Source organism: Pseudaeromonas sp. HNCC25DJ180, from assembly GCF_055413345.1.
In genome coordinates this window covers 1-19,599 of the sequence record NZ_JBVAYF010000004.1, presented here as the reverse complement: position 1 = coordinate 19,599, position 19,599 = coordinate 1, and the positions used below count along the sequence as shown (strand labels likewise).

At 49.2% G+C, this 19,599-nt stretch carries 20 protein-coding genes and 2 other RNA genes; 16 read left to right on the top strand and 6 right to left on the bottom strand.

What is annotated here, in order from left to right:
- The first annotated feature begins 99 nt into the window (after positions 1-99).
- Positions 100-196, top strand: an RNA gene (gene ffs, locus ACZYTD_RS04460) — signal recognition particle sRNA small type.
- 86 nt (positions 197-282) lie between these two features.
- Positions 283-1,482, top strand: a complete 1,200-nt coding sequence (locus tag ACZYTD_RS04455; protein ID WP_463889738.1) for a tyrosine-type recombinase/integrase — start codon at positions 283-285, stop codon at positions 1,480-1,482.
- Between the two features lie 422 nt (positions 1,483-1,904).
- Here ACZYTD_RS04455 and ACZYTD_RS04450 read toward each other — a convergent pair whose 3' ends face one another.
- Positions 1,905-2,999, bottom strand: coding sequence for a hypothetical protein (locus ACZYTD_RS04450; RefSeq protein ID WP_463889737.1), 1,095 nt, complete (start codon positions 2,997-2,999; stop codon positions 1,905-1,907).
- Between the two features lie 141 nt (positions 3,000-3,140).
- On the opposite strand from ACZYTD_RS04450, the gene ACZYTD_RS04445 reads away from it, so the two are divergent.
- The 8 genes from ACZYTD_RS04445 to ACZYTD_RS04410 all read left to right on the top strand — a co-directional run bounded on the left by ACZYTD_RS04445 (position 3,141) and on the right by ACZYTD_RS04410 (position 10,012).
- Positions 3,141-5,810, top strand: a complete 2,670-nt coding sequence (locus ACZYTD_RS04445; protein WP_463889736.1) for a DUF927 domain-containing protein — start codon at positions 3,141-3,143, stop codon at positions 5,808-5,810.
- A complete protein-coding gene (locus tag ACZYTD_RS04440) occupies positions 5,764-6,189 on the top strand; it encodes a hypothetical protein (protein ID WP_463889734.1) in 426 nt (141 codons plus the stop codon). The genes ACZYTD_RS04445 and ACZYTD_RS04440 overlap by 47 nt, the downstream gene beginning before the upstream one ends.
- Positions 6,190-6,848: 659 nt before the next feature.
- Positions 6,849-7,319, top strand: coding sequence for a RadC family protein (gene radC / locus ACZYTD_RS04435; protein WP_463889732.1), 471 nt, complete (start codon positions 6,849-6,851; stop codon positions 7,317-7,319).
- On the top strand, positions 7,316-7,714 hold the full coding sequence (locus ACZYTD_RS04430) for a DUF2787 family protein (RefSeq protein ID WP_463889730.1): 399 nt from the start codon (positions 7,316-7,318) through the stop codon (positions 7,712-7,714). Before radC ends, ACZYTD_RS04430 begins: the two co-directional genes overlap by 4 nt.
- Positions 7,715-7,857: 143 nt before the next feature.
- Positions 7,858-8,025, top strand: a complete 168-nt coding sequence (locus ACZYTD_RS04425; protein ID WP_463889728.1) for a hypothetical protein — start codon at positions 7,858-7,860, stop codon at positions 8,023-8,025.
- Between the two features lie 250 nt (positions 8,026-8,275).
- A complete protein-coding gene (locus ACZYTD_RS04420; protein WP_463889726.1) occupies positions 8,276-8,833 on the top strand; it encodes a recombinase family protein in 558 nt (185 codons plus the stop codon).
- Between the two features lie 34 nt (positions 8,834-8,867).
- Positions 8,868-9,656: a hypothetical protein gene (locus ACZYTD_RS04415; protein WP_463889724.1), complete on the top strand. Its 789-nt coding sequence runs from the start codon at positions 8,868-8,870 to the stop codon at positions 9,654-9,656.
- The gene (locus ACZYTD_RS04410; protein ID WP_463889722.1) at positions 9,647-10,012 is read left to right on the top strand and encodes a hypothetical protein; all 366 of its coding nucleotides are present in this window, start codon (positions 9,647-9,649) and stop codon (positions 10,010-10,012) included. The genes ACZYTD_RS04415 and ACZYTD_RS04410 overlap by 10 nt, the downstream gene beginning before the upstream one ends.
- A 403-nt stretch (positions 10,013-10,415) precedes the next feature.
- Here ACZYTD_RS04410 and ACZYTD_RS04405 read toward each other — a convergent pair whose 3' ends face one another.
- Both ACZYTD_RS04405 and ACZYTD_RS04400 read right to left on the bottom strand, forming a co-directional pair.
- Positions 10,416-10,649: a hypothetical protein gene (locus ACZYTD_RS04405; RefSeq protein ID WP_463889720.1), complete on the bottom strand. Its 234-nt coding sequence runs from the start codon at positions 10,647-10,649 to the stop codon at positions 10,416-10,418.
- Positions 10,650-10,656: 7 nt separating this feature from the next.
- The gene (locus ACZYTD_RS04400) at positions 10,657-10,839 is read right to left on the bottom strand and encodes a hypothetical protein (protein WP_463889718.1); all 183 of its coding nucleotides are present in this window, start codon (positions 10,837-10,839) and stop codon (positions 10,657-10,659) included.
- 218 nt (positions 10,840-11,057) lie between these two features.
- On the opposite strand from ACZYTD_RS04400, the gene ACZYTD_RS04395 reads away from it, so the two are divergent.
- Entirely contained in the window at positions 11,058-12,056 is a 999-nt protein-coding gene (locus tag ACZYTD_RS04395; RefSeq protein WP_463889715.1) for a DNA cytosine methyltransferase, read from the top strand.
- A gap of 28 nt (positions 12,057-12,084) precedes the next feature.
- Here ACZYTD_RS04395 and ACZYTD_RS04390 read toward each other — a convergent pair whose 3' ends face one another.
- On the bottom strand, positions 12,085-12,876 hold the full coding sequence (locus ACZYTD_RS04390; protein ID WP_463889712.1) for a NaeI family type II restriction endonuclease: 792 nt from the start codon (positions 12,874-12,876) through the stop codon (positions 12,085-12,087).
- Between the two features lie 784 nt (positions 12,877-13,660).
- On the opposite strand from ACZYTD_RS04390, the gene ffs (ACZYTD_RS04385) reads away from it, so the two are divergent.
- Both ffs (ACZYTD_RS04385) and ACZYTD_RS04380 read left to right on the top strand, forming a co-directional pair.
- Positions 13,661-13,757: signal recognition particle sRNA small type (gene ffs, locus ACZYTD_RS04385), an RNA gene on the top strand.
- Positions 13,758-14,130: 373 nt separating this feature from the next.
- Positions 14,131-14,460, top strand: a complete 330-nt coding sequence (locus ACZYTD_RS04380; RefSeq protein ID WP_463889710.1) for a helix-turn-helix domain-containing protein — start codon at positions 14,131-14,133, stop codon at positions 14,458-14,460.
- A 189-nt stretch (positions 14,461-14,649) separates the two neighbouring features.
- On the opposite strand, the gene ACZYTD_RS04375 is transcribed toward ACZYTD_RS04380, so the two are convergent.
- Positions 14,650-16,809: a phytase gene (locus tag ACZYTD_RS04375; RefSeq protein ID WP_463889707.1), complete on the bottom strand. Its 2,160-nt coding sequence runs from the start codon at positions 16,807-16,809 to the stop codon at positions 14,650-14,652.
- Between the two features lie 304 nt (positions 16,810-17,113).
- On the opposite strand from ACZYTD_RS04375, the gene ACZYTD_RS04370 reads away from it, so the two are divergent.
- From ACZYTD_RS04370 to ACZYTD_RS04360, 3 genes are all read left to right on the top strand, one after another.
- Positions 17,114-17,389 carry a hypothetical protein gene (locus tag ACZYTD_RS04370; RefSeq protein WP_463889704.1) on the top strand — a complete coding sequence of 92 codons (276 nt, stop codon included), beginning with the start codon at positions 17,114-17,116 and terminating at the stop codon, positions 17,387-17,389.
- A gap of 481 nt (positions 17,390-17,870) precedes the next feature.
- Complete coding sequence (locus ACZYTD_RS04365; protein ID WP_463889702.1) at positions 17,871-18,677, top strand: hypothetical protein; 807 nt, start codon at positions 17,871-17,873, stop codon at positions 18,675-18,677.
- A complete protein-coding gene (locus ACZYTD_RS04360; protein WP_463889699.1) occupies positions 18,667-19,089 on the top strand; it encodes a hypothetical protein in 423 nt (140 codons plus the stop codon). The genes ACZYTD_RS04365 and ACZYTD_RS04360 overlap by 11 nt, the downstream gene beginning before the upstream one ends.
- 330 nt (positions 19,090-19,419) lie before the next feature.
- On the opposite strand, the gene ACZYTD_RS04355 is transcribed toward ACZYTD_RS04360, so the two are convergent.
- Positions 19,420-19,548: a LysR family transcriptional regulator gene (locus ACZYTD_RS04355; RefSeq protein ID WP_463889696.1), complete on the bottom strand. Its 129-nt coding sequence runs from the start codon at positions 19,546-19,548 to the stop codon at positions 19,420-19,422.
- Positions 19,549-19,599 lie beyond the last annotated feature (51 nt).

Here is a 19,599-nt window from a genome sequence, read left to right as displayed (position 1 = left end):
AGGCTGCCTGCTTTTGCGTCACTTGATACACTCCAGGGTGAAAAACATTGCAAACTCAGAGAGCTATCGTTAGTATCCACTGCGTTGTTATGGGGGCTCTGTTGGTCCTCCCGCATCGGAATCTCGTCGACCTGGTCAGGACCGGAAGGTAGCAGCCAAGGCGAGTCCTTCGAGTGCCGGGATGTGGCTTGCAGAGCCTCCACCATTTCTAGTTCATCAATAAGTTAGCCAAAAAGCCCGTCTGGTCATCCACTTTATGTGGACGAACTGGAGGCAACCTCAATGAATCTCTGGCTCAGTCCCCGCGGTATCTGGTACTTCCGCAAGATCACTACGCTGCCCTGTGGCCGCCGCAAAGAAATCAAGAAGACGCTTAGAACAAGAGACAAGTCCGAAGCCAAGAAGAAGGTGTTGGATTTGCTGGCCTGTATGCGTTCGGGTGGCAAAACTCGTCCAGATAAGCCATTGCCATCTTCCTTTCTTGAACAGGTCAGCCTACTGTCTTCAGACCCTATCGTTGTAACAAGTCGGCCAGAGTTTCAGGCATCAACACGGCGTAACCCTTCGCGTTCAGTGGAGCCTCCAAAGCTCTCCAAGTTGGTCGATAAGTATCTCAAGGAGCGTTCGCTGTCTTGGTCACCCAATGAGACTAAGCACCAGAGGAACTATCTAGGCACTTTCATCACATGCATAGGGGATAAACCCGTAAACAAGTATGTCAAAAGTGACGCAGTACGATTCAAGGATTGGCTGATGGGATCTGGCAAAAGCCCTACCACTATCAACAAGTACCTTCAGAAGCTATCCCTGTTCTTCAAGTGGATCACAGCTCATCACGAAGGGATAAGCAACCTGTTCGAAGGCTTGAGTATTCAGCGGGTCAAAGAGACAAACCCTCGTAGTGCCTACACCGAGGCTGAGTTACGTATGTTCATTGCGTGGGCCAAACGCCAGAAACCTCATCGAAAATGGATCGCGTTGCTTGGTGTTTATACGGGGGCCAGAGCCAACGAAATTTGCCAGCTATACGCCGACGACATTCAGTGCATCGATGGTGTGTGGTGTATTAACATTCGCAGTAATCGAGATGACCAGAAGCTAAAGACAGCTAACAGTGCTCGTTATGTTCCCATCCATTCGATGCTACTTGCTGAGGGCTTCCTTGATTTCTTACAAAGCCGTGCTGGTGGTAGACTGTTTACTGAATTAAGTTTCGTCCAAGGTTGTTATAGTCATGGTTGGGGGAAATGGTTTAGCTGCAACAAACCCATTTCTAAGGACTTTCATAGTCTGAGGCACACAGTAGCGAATGCGTTCAAAGCATCGGGGGAACCAGTTCAATACGCCGCCGCAATTCTAGGACATGCCAATGGTGGAATCAGCTACGATAGATATGGAGGACAGGTTTCCATTAGTAAGTTGAAAGATGCCCTCGAAAGATGTTTGGTAGATAAACGATCTTTATGCACATGGAATAAATGATTTTAAATATAATAGTGTTTGTTGCGGATGTAATGCTGGTTAGATGTGTAGATATATCAAGAAGATTATTGGTTGAGGTAACAAAGTAACAAAGTAACAAAGTAACAAAGTAACAAAGTAACAAAGTAACAAAGTAACAAAGTAACAAAGTAACAAAGTAACAAAGTAACAAAGTAATGCATGGGTTAAATGTGTTGATAATAAAACTCATCACCATTTTATTGTAACCTTGTAACCTTGTAACCTTGTAACCTTGTAACCTTGTAACCTTGTAACCTTGTAACCTTGTAACCTTGTAACCTTGTAACCTTGTAACCTTGATGGTGAATTAAATATGGTGCGGCTAAGATTCAATGGTTTAATTCTTGGTTTATTGAATCAAAGTTGGGTAGCGTTAAACGGAAATATCTATCGTTATATTTTCAATAATCGATCATGTAATCACTCATTTCTTTATGTGACCTTAATGTTAACTCTTTGAATTCATTTGGAATTTTGCCAAGTCCATCCCACTTTTTAATGGACCCATCTGGAAGTGAATATTCATACACATTGAATTTATCCCCCATATCTGGGATAGGGAATTTTGAAATCTCATTTATAAACGCCTGCACGTTATTACGGTTATGCCAAAAAGCTTTAAGTTTTTTATCTCCGTATATAAGTGTCGAGTGAATTCCATCACCTAAAACCATATACGCCCCCATCACCGTACCTATAAGGTTGGAGTTTATTCGAGTGGATTCACTATATTCAACATCTGGCACTATCTCACCATTTTTAACTAACAGACTAAACATTATGCTATTTATAGCAAGAGCGATCAGTCCTTTGCTTACCCACTTAAAGTTACCGGATAACATAGAAATATTATATAGTGATTCAATTAGGCTGTCATAATTCAACGGGTTATTATCATCTAAGTGTCTCTCCCAAATCCCATCTGCATAGCCCTCAAGGTATATATTAACGGATGGTTTTGATAAGTGAATGTTTTTGTACGATTTCTCTCGTTTAGTTAAGGTCTTTTCATCATTCGTAATAATTTTTTTTACAATAGGATTATATTGGTTGAGTGAAGGTTTTTTGCCTTGTGAATACTTCATTCCCAATAGGTATCCATTTAAGTAGACACCTAAAATCTCAACGTTAAAATTTATTAAATTTACTCTTTTGGGCTTTAATTTTGAGTTCGGCTTTAAATGGTAGCATTTATCAAATGAAGGACAATTTTTCCTATTGCTATTATGAAACTCATTCAGTTGATTTATTGGCTCAAGCATGAATTTTTTCAATCTACTGGATAGTTGGTAATCGTTTTCCAATGCGATTTTTACACAATTCAAAAGAGCTGATGAGACGGTGAAAATATTCTCGCTTAATTTCTTGACCAATGTCTGATCAGGTTTATTTTTCTCTATTTTATCTTTTATATCATCCAAAAGGTCGCAATAGTTATCGACATATAAATTAAAGTAATGCTCGTCACTCAGATGAGTGTTAGTTTTTTCACCCATAAATTACAGCCCTTACCACAAATGATGATTTTTTGCAAATCGGGGGTTTGAAACCCTAGAGATGCGGCTAAATGGTATACGGAGAATACTCCCCTGGCTTCCACAATTCATGTGGTGAGCGTCAACAAGTATGGAGTAACTATGAATACATTGTATGAAAGTCGTATCAATACCCTAACGCAACACTTACACACTTATGGCATCAAAGTGTGTCAAGAACCGTTGGTGATTGAAGAGAACAATATCTCACGATTCCAAACACCTTTGGATAAAAAAGGAGCACGATCTGGTTTTGCCATCCTGTTTAACAACACTAGTGGTGAGCTAGAGGCTGCTCAGTATGGTGATTGGCATGATCCTGACAAGAAATCACTGTGGGTTTGGAATAAGGAAGGACGGTCACCAAAACAACTTGAAGAACTACATAAGTATATCGAAGAGGTGAGACAGAACCGTCAAAAAGACATAGATCTTGTCCATCAGGAATCAGCTAAGCGATTGGAGGCCCAATGGTCTGCTGCAGTCTCTGCGACAGACAAGCACCCTTACTTACAGAGGAAAAATGTACAGGCATATGGTTTAAGGTTGGACCCACATAAGGGTGACTTAGTCATCCCCCTTTGCAATGGTGTGGGTAAGTTGATGACGGTACAAACCATCGATGCTGACGGTACGAAAAAGCTGGCAAAGGGAGGAAAGGCCCAAGGTTCTCATTTTATGATCCAAGGGAGTAATGACTACATTTTAATCGCTGAAGGCTATGCCACAACTGCGACGTTATTCGCAACTACAGGGTATACCTCTGTGATGGCGGTCAATTGCGGCAATATGAGTGTAGTCGCTAGAACTCTCTCTGCACTGTATCCACATTCCACACTGGTCCTGTGTGCGGATAATGACTGTCACAAGGATCCCAATCGGAATCCTGGGGTTGAAGCCGCCAGGAGTGCAGCCAAGCAGGTTAATGGCTTAGTATGCATTCCAAGGTTCAAGGACTTAGAAGGCCAACCTACAGATTTCAACGACTTAGCTACTCGTGAAGGTTCTGACGAAGTACAACAACAAGTAAACGCTGTATTGGCTCTAGGTGGCATACCTTCAGGTTACATGCTGCAAGATGGCACCATATTTCAAGTGAAACTAGTGAGAGATGGTGAAGGTAAAACCCGAGAACAACACACAGCACTTTGTTCATACCTGCGGGTTGTGGCGTTGACTCGCTCTCATCGTGGGAATTCGTGGGGAAGACTTCTGGAGCTCATTGATCAAGATGGCAACAAGCATCTGTTTACTATGACCATGGAGACACTTGCGATGGATAATGCTGCTTGGTTGGGTGATTTACTCAACAAAGGACTTGTTCCTCTCAGTGATAGCCGATTCATAAAGAGTTATCTATTGCAGTGTAACCCCAGGAAACGCCTGTTATGTGCCAACAAAGTCGGTTGGTATGACAACACCTATGTGACCAAGCAAGGAGCTATTGGCTCAGATGCTCAAAACATCATCTATCAGGATGCCAACAGTAATGAGTTGGAAAATGGAGGTTTCCCCGCTCAAGGAGCTCTGAGTGATTGGCAAACAAAACTGGCTTCACTTTGTATCAATAATAGCCGATTACTTTTTGCTACATCAGCAGCATTTGGGGCCATAGTTCTACCATTTTTGTTTGGTGAGTCTGGTGGTTTTCACTTTCGTTGTGGTAGCAGTCGGGGCAAAACAACCATTTTACAATTGGCCCAGTCGGTGATGTCCAGCGGTTCAACTCTGGCCCGCTGGCGAGCAACCGCTAATGGTCTTGAAGGTATTGCATCGGCTCATAATCACAGCCTTCTTGTTCTGGATGAACTCAGTCAGCTTGCTGAGACCAATCCAAAGGTTGCTGGAGAGGCCATTTATATGCTGGGAAACGGTGAAGGAAAACAGCGAGCCAAACAAAACGGGTCTTTAGCCAAACGGGTTAGCTGGCAGCTTTTGTTCCTATCTGCTGGAGAGGTCTCCTTGGCTGGGATATTGGAGCAAGCCGGGATCACTGAGCGTGGTGGTCAAAGTGTTCGTTTTATTGATATTCCAGCAGATGCCGGTAAGGGATTTGGCGTATTCGATGAAATCAGAGGATACGAGGATGGGAACCAGATGGCACAAGCAATCAAACGTTATGCTGGAGAGCTTTTTGGCTCGGCGGCTCTGGGGTTCATCAATCAGTTCAGTATGGATGTGAGTAATAACACGCAACGACTGAATGTTTTGGTGGCGGAGTTTATTGATTCCCTTCAATTAGCATCGACAGTTGATCCCCAGATAAAACGTGTTGCACAACGATTTGCCATAGTGGCAGCCGCAGGTGAGTTAGCAAATGAGCTCAATATCACGGGCTGGCCCGTAGGGCAAGCCCGATGGGGAGCCAAAGTTTGCTTTGACGCTTGGTTGGCCCAACGGGGAAGTACAGAGTCTCAGGAGTCGGATGTAATCTTGGCCACATTGAGAGATCGATTGGTGCAATGGAAAGCCAAAATCATAGATCTACATGGTCTAGATGGAGCATCACCGTTCGAGGTGTGGGGATATACCGACAATTCGGGAGACTACTTCATGCTGCCTAAGCCGTTTCGCGAGCATATCTGCAAAGGTCTGGAAATTCGCGAAGTGGAAAAGGTGCTAAGTGACTATGAGTTGTTGGTTAAGAATGGAACCTCAGCCTCCAAAGTCAAAAAGATTCAGGGAAATGCCTTACGGGTGTACCACATCAAAAGAGCCGTACTGGATGACCAAACTGATGAGCAACCAGCCACAAATACAGCCGTTGCATAAGGGGGCAATGATGAAAATTCTTCACAAAAATATTGAGATTTCTTCCTACGATACCCCTGGTTTACTAGAGCTGAGTAAGGTTATAGACGCCGTGGCAACAGCACTTGAGCAAGAGAGGCTTGCCATCATTATTAACAATGTCGGCTATGGCTTCGGGGTGAAGGTTGAGTGCATCTGCTCTGTCGATAATGAACTGAAAGATCTCATGAAGATTTTGGGGCAGCGTTACCGGGTCAAAGAAGGGGTTGGAAGTTCAGTTCATCTGACAGAGACAGGAATGGTACTGCGTTGTGCCAATATCCGTAGGGCAAGGGAGCTAGCAAATGCCATGCGTCAGACCATCTTGTGTTATCGACATGATCTTGTTTGTGTGGCCTAGGAGAAATGAGATGCAAAGAATGAATAGAATAATGACCAATTCTTACATGAGAGATCCTAGCGCTGGTCGATTGCACCGAGTCTTATACTGGTATAACAATATTCCATATTGTTGGATCGAGAGGGGGTCTAACGGGACCTTTCGCTTGCGGATAGAGTTGGATTTTGATCTGTCCGAGGAGTTTCGCCGCAATGTAGTGACAGAACTCAACAGTCGAGCGTTTGGTATCTATCCTAATAGCAACAAGAACTGGGTGTACAGAAGCGGTGTACAACTTTGGTCCAGAAATGAACAAATATTGGCAAGTATCGCCCAAATGTATCACCAACTTGTTCTTCAAGAGCTGCTAAATCATAGGGTTGTCTACCAAGAACCATCCTCTCCTGAGCTGGTTATTCATTTTCATAACCGACCTCAGCTCGCGTCATGATCATATCGGGGCCTCGCGCCCCGTTTTTGTCCCCAATGTGACCTCTGTAATCTCCCAAATTCCATCGCTAATCAAAAAGTTACACGGTAACAACGGTAACAACCATAAAAAGGCTCCCCATCCCCACGCCATAGGATGCCCGTACCCTCCTTATACCGCCTAACCAATCCAATATTGCTCCGCTGTTTGGGCATAAGCAATGTGATGACCACTATCACGGAGCTTTCCCATGCCAACCACATCCTATGTTATCCAAGGCCCGCTCACTGCCGACCAGGTGCTAGAGAAGGCCAGCGAAATCATGCTCGAACGCCTGGTCCGCCAAGGCAAACTCAGCAGTCCGCAAGACACCCGACACTACCTAACCGCCCAACTGGGTCCCAAAGAGTACGAGGTGTTCCTTGTGCTGTTTTTGGATAACCAGAATCAACTGCTGGCTACCGAGGAGATGTTTCGAGGCACCATCAACGCCGCATCCGTTTACCCTCGTGAAGTCGTCAAAATGGCCCTCAAGCATAATGCGGCAGCGGTCATTTTTGCTCATAACCATCCATCTGGTGAGCCAGAGCCCTCTCAAGCAGACCGCTCCTTAACCGACCGACTGACCGCCGCCATGTCCTTGGTGGATATCCGGGTGCTCGACCACCTGGTCGTGGGGGGAGGGCAGACCGTTTCGTTTGCTGAGCGGGGGTGGCTATGACGCCCTTTGCCCTTCCTCTGTCAGCCATGATGCGGGGCATGCTTGATGCTGCCATTCATGAACACCCCACCGCGTCAGCCATCATCTTGAGTTTTCGTGACCCGAGCTACTCACCAGAGCAAGGCGGTTACCACCCAGTAGAAATCCGCTTAGAGCACCGACAGGCGTGCTGGCAGTTAGCCTACATCACGGACTTTGCCTACTTCGGGCCCCCTGGGTTTGCTGAGCTGGAGAAGGATGTGGATTTTGACTTCAACGCTGGGGTGGGCTTTCTACCCTGGCTTGGAGAGCGGCCCCTGGCCGACTTCACCGACCTCTACCTGTGCTGGGAAGAGAACTTTCTAACCTACTGCCAGAGGGAGGTCTATCAGCTCAATGTGACTACGGAGAAGTAAGACGCCATGAATGTGTTTTGGAAAACCCTACTGTTGGATGCCCTAAAGGCTGCCTTGACGGCATTTGCGTCAGTCATTGCGAATGCCCTGATGGCCCGCTACATGCCCCCGATGTACTTTCAAATGAACTCTGAGGAATACCCATGAACAAGACACTGCTTGTAACTTCTGTAACCGTGTTACTGACCTCCGGCATGCTGTTGTTGGCCCGTCAGTACCGCCACGGCTCACAGACCACACCGGTCGAACGGCAACGGTTGTTGCGAGATAACCTGTTTGCCATGAGTAAGGGGGCAACCCGACCTCATTGAGGTCCCCCTCATGCACCTCGGGTTGTTCACCCCTTAAGCAACCATCAATCGACAGATAACGCTGTCGTTCCCCAAGCGGGCCGTCCCTCACAGGATTGGCCCGTTTTCATTTCAACCACTGGCATACGTCAATAGGTCAAGCCCTTGTGACGCCCCCGAAACAGGCCGTAATAGCCGGTCAATAGGGTGGTTTGCAGGCTTTTGACCGGTCGAGTCAGTGTACCTTGCCCTATTGACCAGGAGGGAAACCATGGCACTGGTAGGTTACGCACGAGTCAGTACCGTTGGGCAAAGCCTGGATGCTCAACTGCATGCCCTGCAGGGTTGCGACAAAGTGTTCCAGGAAAAGGAGAGTGGAGCCAAGGACGACCGGCCCCAGCTTAAACAGTTGCTCGAGTTTGTGCGGGAGAGTGATGTGGTGCTGGTCACCAAGCTGGACCGACTGGCGAGAAACACCCGGCATCTGCTGGAAATCTCGGAGTTCTTGCACAAGAAGAAGGTCTCGCTACGGGTCCTTAACCTGGGCATCGACACCTCGACCCCGACGGGAAAGCTGATGCTCACCATGATTGGGGCCATTGCCACGTTCGAGCGGGAGTTGATGCTAGAGCGACAAGCCGAAGGGATTGCCCTGGCCAAGGAGCGAGGGGTCTACAAAGGCCGCAAACCGACCGCCATGGCTAAGGGTAACGAGGTGTTAAGTCTAATCGATAGCGGGGTTCCCAAGGCGGAGGCAGCACGACGCCTGGGTATCAGCGTATCGAGCGTACAACGCATATTGAGAAATTCAGGGAGAAGCTGGTCGTGAGGCCAGCTCATATCAACACTAACGGAGTAGCAACATGCAGGAACCAGAAATACACGCTGTACCCGATGCGGACCCTATGCCCCCCCAACCAGCTCGCAAGAAGCTCAACCTCTTTGACCGACACATGATGTGGCTACGGGAGGTGACCCAAGCAACGCACTATCACAACGACGTAAACCATAACCCGTTTAAACGAGGGGGTATCTGCAGCCGGAACCACTATCTGATGACCCTCCTCGAAGCGACAGTAGCCTGCCTAGCGGCGATCATGCTGATTTACCTTTTTGCATTGCTAGTCGTGATACCCGCAGAGATGGACAGGAGTGTCTGGGTACTGCCACTCGGCGGGGTCGTCGTGCTACTTAGCATGGGCCACTGGGCGTTGCTGCTCTACATCGCTTTTGAGAAACGCTTGATGGCGATCTATAACGACGCCGACATGGTGAACATCAAATCAATGACCATGAAGGTCATCATCGCAGTGACCACGATTGGGACCATCTGCAAAGTGTTTGTCAGCCTATACGTTTTCGAGCACGACATTAGCGTAGATCGTCGTTACCTCACCGAGGTCTACGATGTGATAGCCAACGTGCTGATGTGGGGTGGCCTGTTTGCCATGTATCTGGTGCCGTGTGGGGCGACTCATGATGCCTTGGTCGACAGTCACCCCGAGATTGATGAGCATCGGAAGTATGCCACTCCGGTTATCTGCTTGTTGCAATTGGGATTAATGGGGCCACTGCTCCTGTGGACGAACATCCATCTGTTCTTCTATCCCTTTATTGCCGTGTTCCATTGGATAAAAAACACATGGCTATGATAAGGGGCGGGGTCCTCTTCCTTATGCTCTTCGCCATGCCAGCCTATGCCGACACGCCTCAGGAGCTGGTCATCAAGTTGAGAACCGGGAGTTACTGGTATGGGATCGCATTGGCTTGCAAGGCTAACACATCCGGTGATAACCGAAATGAATGGGCGTATCTGATGCAAAGGGCGGATGAGGTAGGGCGAACCGATGTCATGCAAGCCTTGCTGGGCGAGGTCAACATAGACTACCTGAAGTTGCAAATGAAGCTAAGTATGGATCAAGGGGTGGCACTAGGGAACGAGTCTGGTTGTGGCGATCCAGAAAAGCAACTGTTCATCGAATGGCTCACGACGCGAGTCCCTTTATAGACCAAACGACACCAAGAGAGGAACCTATGATTTACTACTATCTACACCACACGCCTGACTGTGCACCGTTACAGTTGACCTCTGACTACCCGTTGGATGTGCAACCGGGGGCGGTGATTTGGCACCAAGACCGCGTGTTTGAAGTTATGGCAGGAGCTCCCGTCGTGCAAAACCCAGAGGTGGGGCATAGCGTTCATGTGGCGGTAAAATGGCTTGACGAGGTATCTGGCTACCGGATTAGAAACGAGTTGGCTGCGGGAACATTCTACAAGCGGCTCATGCCGGAGCAAAACTAAAAAGGGTACTCAGTATGTCCTGGCTTTTGTTGATGCTGGTTGTGATTGAGGTTGTCTCGATTGCAACCGGAAAGTAATGTAACAGAAGGAGCCGCAAGGCTCCTTATTTAGCACCGTTTGATGGCCTGCAACGTGTACTGCTGCTTGGCCCGACAGCCCCGACACCAAGACTGGATGCGAACCACCCCGGCCATCCGTCGGTCACCGAACTCTCCCGCCCGGTAGAAGACATGCTGGCCCGCTAACTCAGAGCAGTTGGGGCAACTCTTAAGCTGCTGACCATGCTCGTATAAGGTGACAGAATGGTTGAGTGGCAGGCCACAACGACAAAGCTCAGACATTGGCACCTCACTTACGGCGGTCGTCAACTTCCCTAGCCACTCCCTTGAAGGGCTCTCCACCTTGCTTCTGCTCGATGAACCGTCCAGTTTCGGTGTCCCGTTTGGTGTAGTTACCGTTGATGGGGTTTTGCACTTGAGTGCGGTCTTTAACGGAGCCTTGACGATAACCATTGCCAGTATTGGTAGCCATGACATATCCAGAGTTGTTTGGGTCTTTAGTATGTTACGCCTTGGGTGAAAATCGATCAACAGTGTCTGCAACGAACGATTGAAGCAGCATATTTTCGACAACATAAAAGAATAACTTAGATTTCCATAACAGACATACTGGAATATGTGCATATATACAGTATTATTAGTTTGTATAGTGTCTGGTAGAATGCCCGACCAGCAAAAGAGGAATTAAAAATGTTTACATCGATTGAGTTATGTGCGGGAGCCGGAGGTCAAGCTCTTGGGCTTCATCTAGCAGGTTTCAAACATAAGGCTCTGATCGAGATTGAACCAGCCGCTTGTCAGACTCTTGAACACAATAATCAAGTACATGATCTAGGGTGGGAAGACATCATAAATGGTGATGTTATTGAATTTGCTAAAAATGAAGCTCACCGTTATGAAGGTCTGGTCGATTTGGTCGCTGGTGGTGTGCCATGTCCTCCATTTTCAAAAGCAGGCAAGCAGTTAGGGCAGAACGACGAGAGAGATTTGTTTCCCACAGCTCTTGAAATCGTATCAATCATTAAGCCCAATGCCGTGATGCTAGAAAATGTGCCTGGTTTGCTTGAGGCTAAGTTTGATAAATACAGAGAGCAGATCCGTCAGCAGTTATACAAGATGGGCTATGAATGCGAATGGCGATTGTTACAGGCTTCAGACTTTGGGGTACCACAACTGCGTCCTAGAGTGATTTTGGTTGCCTTAAAAAAGGATGTTTTTCATCTTTTCAGTTGGCCAGATATCTCGCGTGAAGCTGCACCTACTGTTGGTGATGCCTTATATGACTTAATGGCCTCAAACGGGTGGGAAGGTGCTGCAGCGTGGAGAGAAAAAGCTAATAGGATCGCTCCAACTCTGGTTGGTGGTTCTAAAAAGCATGGTGGGCCAGATCTTGGTCCGACACGAGCCAAGAAACAGTGGCAAGAACTTGCGGTTAACGGACATAAAATCGGAAATGAGCCTCCAGAGCCTGGATTTACCGGGGCAAAGGAGGGATTAGAAGGTATGCCCCTGTTAACGGTAAGGATGGCAGCTAGGATCCAGGGTTTTCCTGATTGGTGGTTCTTTTGTGGTAAGAAAACTGCAAGCTATCGCCAAGTAGGTAATGCATTTCCTCCTCCAGTTTCTGAAGCTGTTGGACGGGAAATTATTAAAGCCTTGCGAAAGGCTAAGCAACGTAAAGCAGCCTAGAACGTTGCTTGTGAATGGAAAAAGAGGGTCATCCCTCTTTTTTTACTGCAACCCATTCGTCATCCTTGATATGACAAAAACCATACTGGTCTAATAACTCTCGGTCATACTTACCGCCCAGTATTAGGATCCCTTCCTTCTCAAGTACGTCTCGCGCCCCTCCGTTTTTTCTTAACCTCTTCAGCGGATCTTGCTGCTGAGCTATTGATTCTATAACCCAACGCGAGAACGGCTTGTTGTGAACTAATCGCAACAATCTACGAATTCGCTCAGCGCCAGATGCAAATCTATCGGTTAACTGTACCCTTACGGCTGGGTCAAGAGCCTCAAAAAAATTTGGAGGCATGTTTGCATGACGGCATATCCAGTAGATTGCTGGATGCCCCTGACTTATGCTGCGTTTTTGATCTCGATTCATCCCTTTCGTCAAAACATCAATCGAGCAGAAAACCACCCCAACACTGAATGTTGCTTTTTTATCGTTTTCTTGAATGAGAAGGCAGTGATGATCAATCGCTTCACTAGGGATCATCCATGTCCCTTTTATTGTGTTCTTGATGTCTACTTCATAGTCACCGATACGAAGATCCATTTTATCACCGTACTTGAATTGAAATTCATGCCGGAACAAGATCTCAACCTTTGTACCCACGTAGGTTTTTTCTGGACCATCTAACTCATCAAGAGACCAGCGGCCTGTTCTGGGCATATCAATGACCTCATCGACGGCCCGTCGAAGTAGACGACCGACTCGATCAATAAAAGCATCCATACCACCAGCTGTATCTATCAGCAGATCGGCAACTTCGAGGACAGACATGAGATCGCTTGCGGACCGCTCATGGTTTTCCTTGTATCCAACGCTTCGCATATCGAACATTTGTTGTAACTACCCTCGGGGCTGAAACCAATTGGCCAATGATATCAAATCAGTTGTTGGGATAGGTGCTCCAACTGCCCAACTTGAGGCTTTAAAATAGACGTAAGCAACGTATAGGAGTATGCCATGACCCTTCGGCGAAAGTTGATATTGAGTTTTTTGTTGTTCTGGACCTCGATTGCCCTGTTGCCCGCCCTCCAGTCGCAAACGGGACTTGCCCCGATGTGGCTTGGACGTTTTATTGAGTCGTTATGCTATGGTGGGGCAGTAGACTGGACAGCATTGGGCTGTTGCGGGTTGCACATATGGGCCAATCTAGGCCTGTTTTGGCCATCTTTGACGTTGGTTGTCATTAGCGCCATAGTCTTACTATAAGAACAGATAAACTTTGCAGGTTTCATCTCGAATAAACCCGTTGCAATAAGACATAAACACCCCTGAGTTTGTTCTAAATTTCCAACAATCTTCGTTCGTTAGACGATGTCGCATACTTCTATTCCCACCCCATTGCATCTGCAATTGACTCAATATTGCGAAGCTTTTAGGTGTATTCAACAACGATGCTGATGTATTCTTGCCGTGAAGAAATCTAACTTGTCCACTTTATGTGGATGACCAACTCGCTTGTGATTTTGATAAGCTTGTTGATTTACAAATGAGTGTTGGAGCGATACGCCAGAAAGCAATCTGATATATTTTCTTATTTATCATATGCTTTTGGCTCTGTTGGTCCTCCCGCATCGGAATCTCGTCGACCTGGTCAGGACCGGAAGGTAGCAGCCAAGGCGAGTCCTTCGAGTGCCGGGATGTGGCTTGCAGAGCCTCCACCATTTCTAGTTCATCAATAAGTTAGCTCTAAAATCCCCTCCAAGCCCGTTTGGTCATCCACTTTATCTGGGCGAACTGGAGGCAACCTCAATGAATCTCTGGCCGTCTCTGGCTTAAGTTATCCCCGCGGTATCTGGTACTTCCACGCTGCCCTGCGGTAGACGCAAAGAAATCAAGAAAACACTCAGAACAAGAGACAAATCTGAAGCCAAGAAGAAGGTGTTGGATTTGCTGGCCTGTATGCGTTCTGGCGGTGCTCATCCGATTGATAGGCCACAGCTTCTCTCACCATAAACGGCTGAAGCTAAGCTCTCCTTAGCGCGCTTGTTCGTATAACATCAAGAAAACCTCAGCCAGCAGATACCGATGACAAACCCTCTCCCCATCAGACTGAAAGTCGCGCGAAAGGCTGCGGGCCTGACACAACAACAGCTGGGTATGCGCTTAGGTATGGAACAGAGCTCGGCTAGCGCCAGAATGAATCAGTACGAAAAAGGCAAACACGCCCCTGACTATCAGACGATGCAACGCATCGCCCAGGAGCTGGGTTTTCCGGTGGCTTATTTCTATTGTGATGATGACGTGCAGGCCCAAATCCTGCGGCTTTGCGTAACGAAGACACGGGAGCAGCAACAAGCATTACTCGCCCAACTATCCATTGATGCAGGCGCCTCACTTAAGGCTAGTGATGAGTAGATCTGCTCTGCGGTAAGCGGTCCATCCGACTTCATATTTGCACCATTCTGCGGTCGCATCCGGTCTATGAGGCGGCTGAAAATAAAATCCGAAACCCAAGAGTGAGTTTCGGATTGATACCTAACCAGGATAGGGGCAAAGGGCCTTTAACCGCGAGATGTCAGTTGTTCTGGCCCCTTGCCCTGAGGCTTACTTGGCCTCGATGGCGCTGATGATCTCGGCCATGGACGCAAACTTGAAGTTCTGGTTTTCGCTGCCGTAACCGCTATCGACGTTATTGAAATCCTGAGCCACAAAGATCCCCTGCGGGTAGAGCGAGCCCAGATTGCCCGATGCCGCAGCAATGCCGTCGGTATCCATGGTGCCATCGACGCCCACGCTATCGTTGGCCAGCAGGGCGAAGCGTCCCAGAGCCTTGTGGTTGTTATTCATGTCGTAGACGGCGTAGCTGTTGTCGCCCTGGGAAGAGGCGATGAGCCACTTGCGGCTACCGTCGGCATAGACGGTCAACCCTTCGACATCGGCGGTCAGGTTGCCCTTGCCCACCTTGTCGACACTGGTGGCTGTGCTGGCACCGTTAGCACGGGCATCAAAACTCCAGATACCCACATCTTCTTCACCTACATAGAGGGTATGGCTGGCATCGTCGGCGACACATCCTTCAGGTTGGCTGGCCACACTCAGGGTACGTACCTTCTCGCCCGTGGGAGCCTTGGCCGAGCCACCAATCTGCCACTGCTCAATGTGGCCATCCTTGCCATTGAGGTAGACGTAGGTGGCGACATCGTCCTGATAGAGGCACAGACCATACACTTCGTCCACCGCCGAGAGCAGTTCACCTTTCAGGGTGTTGCTGCCGGTGGCGGTCAGCTTGGTCAGAGGGCTATCCAGTGTGCTGTTATCCAGCGCATAGAGGGCTACCGTGTTGCTGCTGCGGTTGGTGGCGGCAACCAGCGTGATGCGATCGCTGCCCAGCGCTACATTGTCACGCAGATCCACGTTGTTCATCTCGCCATCGTCCAGCTGCTGGATGAGTGAGCCATCCAGACCGTAGACCAGCAAACCAGCCTGCTTGTTGGTGCCAATCACCAGGCTCTTGCTGGCATCCTGCGGGTTGATCCAGATGGCAGGATCATCGGCGGCATCCCCATCGTCATCCATCTCCGGGGTTTCTGCTACCGGATAGATGGGGTCCACACCCGCCTGACTCAGGGCGCGCAGATCCTTGGCTTGCCAAGTCAGTTTGCTGCTTTGGGCCAACAGGCTCAAAGAGATCAGCTTACTATCCTTGTCATCCTCGATGAGCAGCCCAGCCGGGCTACTGGTGACGCCGTTATACTCCTCAACACCATCTACCTTGGAACCGGCGGCAACGCTCAGTGTGGTGAGCCACTTGCCCTTTTTGCGATCATAGACCTGTATCCCCTTGCTGTTATCGGCCGCCAGCAGATAGCCAGTTCCCTCTTCACCGATAAAGAGCCCGACATCCTCGACCTCTTCGAGTTCGCCCAGACCGATGGCGTCCACCATTTGACGAACCAGACCTGTCTCGGGATCGGCACCATAGCGCCAGACTCCGGCAGCCCCTTCGGCCAGGTAGAGCTGATTTTTCTCATCATCCACCACACAGCCTGAGACTTCACCGCCGATCTGCAGGGTGCGAACCGGTGCCGGCGCACCGGTATCTTCGCCCACAATGGCCGAGATCAGGGAGCCATTGTCCAGTTTCAGCTTCCACTGTTGTACCTGACCCGCTTCATCGAAGGTAATGGCTTGTAACTGGTCGCCAAACAGGGGGCGATAGAGGCAGACGCCAGCGGGTTCAAACTCCAGATCCAGCTTGCCCAGCGACGTCGGGGCGGCGTTGTCGGCATCAATGCTGTAAAACAGCAGGGAACCACTGTTATTGCTGACCGCCAGAATATCGTGCCCAAAACTGCCGTAGCGGATATCTACGCCCGTGGCCCCTTCGTTGTCGATATCATCATCCTGGGTGTGCAGCAGGGCGCCACTTTGCAGGGAGTAGACTTCAAGCCCGCGCTTCTTGTCCACAGTGTAGAGGCGCGCGGCCTCCTTATCGCTCTTGGGTGTCCAAACGGCGACATCTTCATTCTTGCCACCGGCTGTCTTGCCCAGAGCCAGGTCGGCGGTGAGTGCCGGAGCCGGGGTTGTCGGTGTAGTCGGTGTAGTCGGTGTAGTCGGTGTAGTCGGTGTAGTCGGTGTAGTGGGAGTCGTCGGCTTAGTGCTGGGAGCAGGAGAGAGGGGCGAAGCTGAAGAGTCACTATTACTGTCATTGCAGCCACTCAGTAGCAGGGTCGTGAGGGCGCAAGCAAGCCAAATCCGGTGCATAAAAATCCTTTGAATATGCAGAGTAAAAAGAGCGTCCAATCTGCTTTGGCTTGATGGCATTTTGATGGCAGCATTGTGACCGTTTGCCGTCATTAGGGTTGTGTCCTAGTGGCAGAGCTCTGACGCTGACGGGATATTCATCTCAGCTAGCTGTATATAAAAACAGTACCTGCGCTTTGATCATGCTAGTTCTGTTGGAGTAGATGATGACCCGCGCAGCCAGCTGATTTGCACATCGTCAACGCCTTATTACCACTGTATCTGTCGTTGTGTACGGCGGGCGTACTTGTGGGGGGAGGACGCCTTGACGGGCCGGGACTATAGCCATCGCAAGGTCTGGGTGCTGGAGCGATTAGCCTTGCTGGCAGAAGTCTTTGCCATCGAGCTGTGTGCTTATGAGGTGATGGCTAATCACTGTCATCTAGTCATTCATATCAATCAAGAAAAGGCGTCAGCTCTGACAGATGAAGACGTTATATCCCGCGGGCGTCGTTTGTTTAGTGTCCCGGCACTTGTCGAATTATGGTTGCAGGGCAAAACAGAAGGTTCCGAAAATGAGGTTGCAGTGAGCTCATTCTAAGCATGTTTCCAACGCGATTTACCGGGCGCCTGTGCGCTTATGACGGCTTTTGGGTTATGCCAAGCACCGCCTCTGTTTTGCCTCCCAAAAAGAAACAATTAGCTGTTGTTACTGAATATGGATGCATTTCAGATGAATATCATCCTGGATTGGGTGTCTAGGTGAAGTTGGAAGTGGATGTCCTATTTGACTCTTCTATTTGACTCTTCTATTTGACTCTTCTATTTGACTCTTCTATTTGACTTAGGTGGATGCCCTGCGACCCATCTCGCAATTATCAGCGACATGGCTTTGCTTGGGTCTCTAATGGCTTTACGCTGCTGGATGGGCTATGTAGCCCTGCCGTTCTACATGGGGCACGGGGATGCAAGCAAGGAGTCGCAGGTTTTTTCGCTGCGCACAGGGAGGTTCGACTGGCACAGTTCAGCCAGCGACCATGAAGCACTGCAAGGTGATATTTCTTTGATAAGGTGACGTTTTCATGTCGCAAAACGCGCAAAATTTATTGCTCTTTTTTAGTGAGAGCGAACAGCTTAAGGCGGCCGAATGCGTGCTCAATGCATTGGAGGCAGAGGATCAGGAGTCGATAGAGCATCATGCCGCAGCCGTGGGGGATGAGCTGGGGCCGTTATTGATAGCATGCTGGCAGGATGAGTGGTGTAACTGCGCATATGCCCGTCATTCTGATCACCTTGTTCTCAATTATGATTCGCGCAGTAGTGCGGGCGTTCCATTGCCTCTGCTTCATGCCTGGTTTGGTGCGGGGTTGTCGGCGGCAGTAGTCGAGATCTTCTTTGATCAGGTGGGTGAGCAGAAGCGCTATCACTTCGTGGACGATGCCTTGGTCAGCAAGGATAAGCTGGAGCGAGCGTATCCACAGTGGGTGGAGTCTATTGGACGTACTCTGCCACTACAGGATGATGAGGAAAATGAGGAGTATTGTGTCGCGCCCTCTTCACCTGTCTCGCTGCAGAGCCTGATAGCGCAAGAGCAGGAGCGAGAGGAGAAGGCGCAGGCATTGCTCCGGGAGATCACCAGCTTCACCTCGTTGGCGGCGGAAACGGGAACGCCCGCACTGGGTTTGATGAAGTCAGCCCTGCTGATCCGTTGCCTGTTCAAAGGCGTACTCCAGGCCCTGCTCTTTTCGTTGATCATGATATTGCTATTCAAGGGCATGTGGCTGTGGATTGTGCTGGGGATCGTCTTATTGGTGGTGCTGCCTCTGTTTTATGCTTGGCGCATGTTGAAGGGTTTGAGTGGTGAAGAGGTGGTGTCCGATGCTGACTGAAATTTCCTGGTGGGGCGGTTTATTGTTTCTTTGGTGGGCGGCTACCTATCGTATCGTGCTGCACGGACGCTCTCCTTTCACCTCGGTGAGCTTCTTCGCCAGCTATGTGGTGTTTGCGGCGGTGGCTGTACTGCTGGCGCTTTATTTTTACCCGCTGGCTCAAATTTGGTTGCAACTGGGCTATATGGGGTGTTTGGGCGTGGCCCTGCTGGCGTTTGTGGTCAGTGTGCTATGGCCGGAAAGTGAAGAGGAGGCGTTAATCGAGGCGGAACAGGACGAAGAGGAGGAGTCGAGTGGCGGTTTTTGGACTGCCGTTGGCAACGTTGTTCTCTATGGTCCTCAGGTTATTCCTTGTCTGTTAGCTGGCAGCAAGTGCTGGGAGTTGGCCAAGGGATTACACTGGATCGGCTAATTTTCAAAATGTCATGTTGATACGTTAAAAGCCGACTATTGAGTCGGCTTTTCTCTTATGAGGGGAAAGTGGGGATTGTCGCCAGGCTTGGGGGGCGGCTCCAGCTGGCGACTATATCCCTAAAGGCGCTGACAAGGGGGGCGGGGTTCCAGGGGGGGCGCATCATGCAATGGTCCAGCTGGCCTCAAGGTCATCAGGCGAAAGGGTACGAACCCAGGGGTGATCGACCGCCCAGCCCGACTATGGCGGCAAAGTCGCTGACCAGGTGCGCGACAAGCCCCGCAGTTCAGGGCGGGGAAGGATAGCTCGGACGGCAGCTGTCCTTGGGTTTTAGTGGGGTGTCTGCTTCGCGGGTTGGGTGACCCCCAGTCGTATGGCTGCACGGGTCACGTTGCGCTCGTCCAGTAGTGCATCCAGAGCCTTGAGGAGGTTGAAGTCCAGTGCCTTGATATCTTTCATTTTTATGTATAACGCAATAATTATTTATCTATATTATATCTTACGCTAACT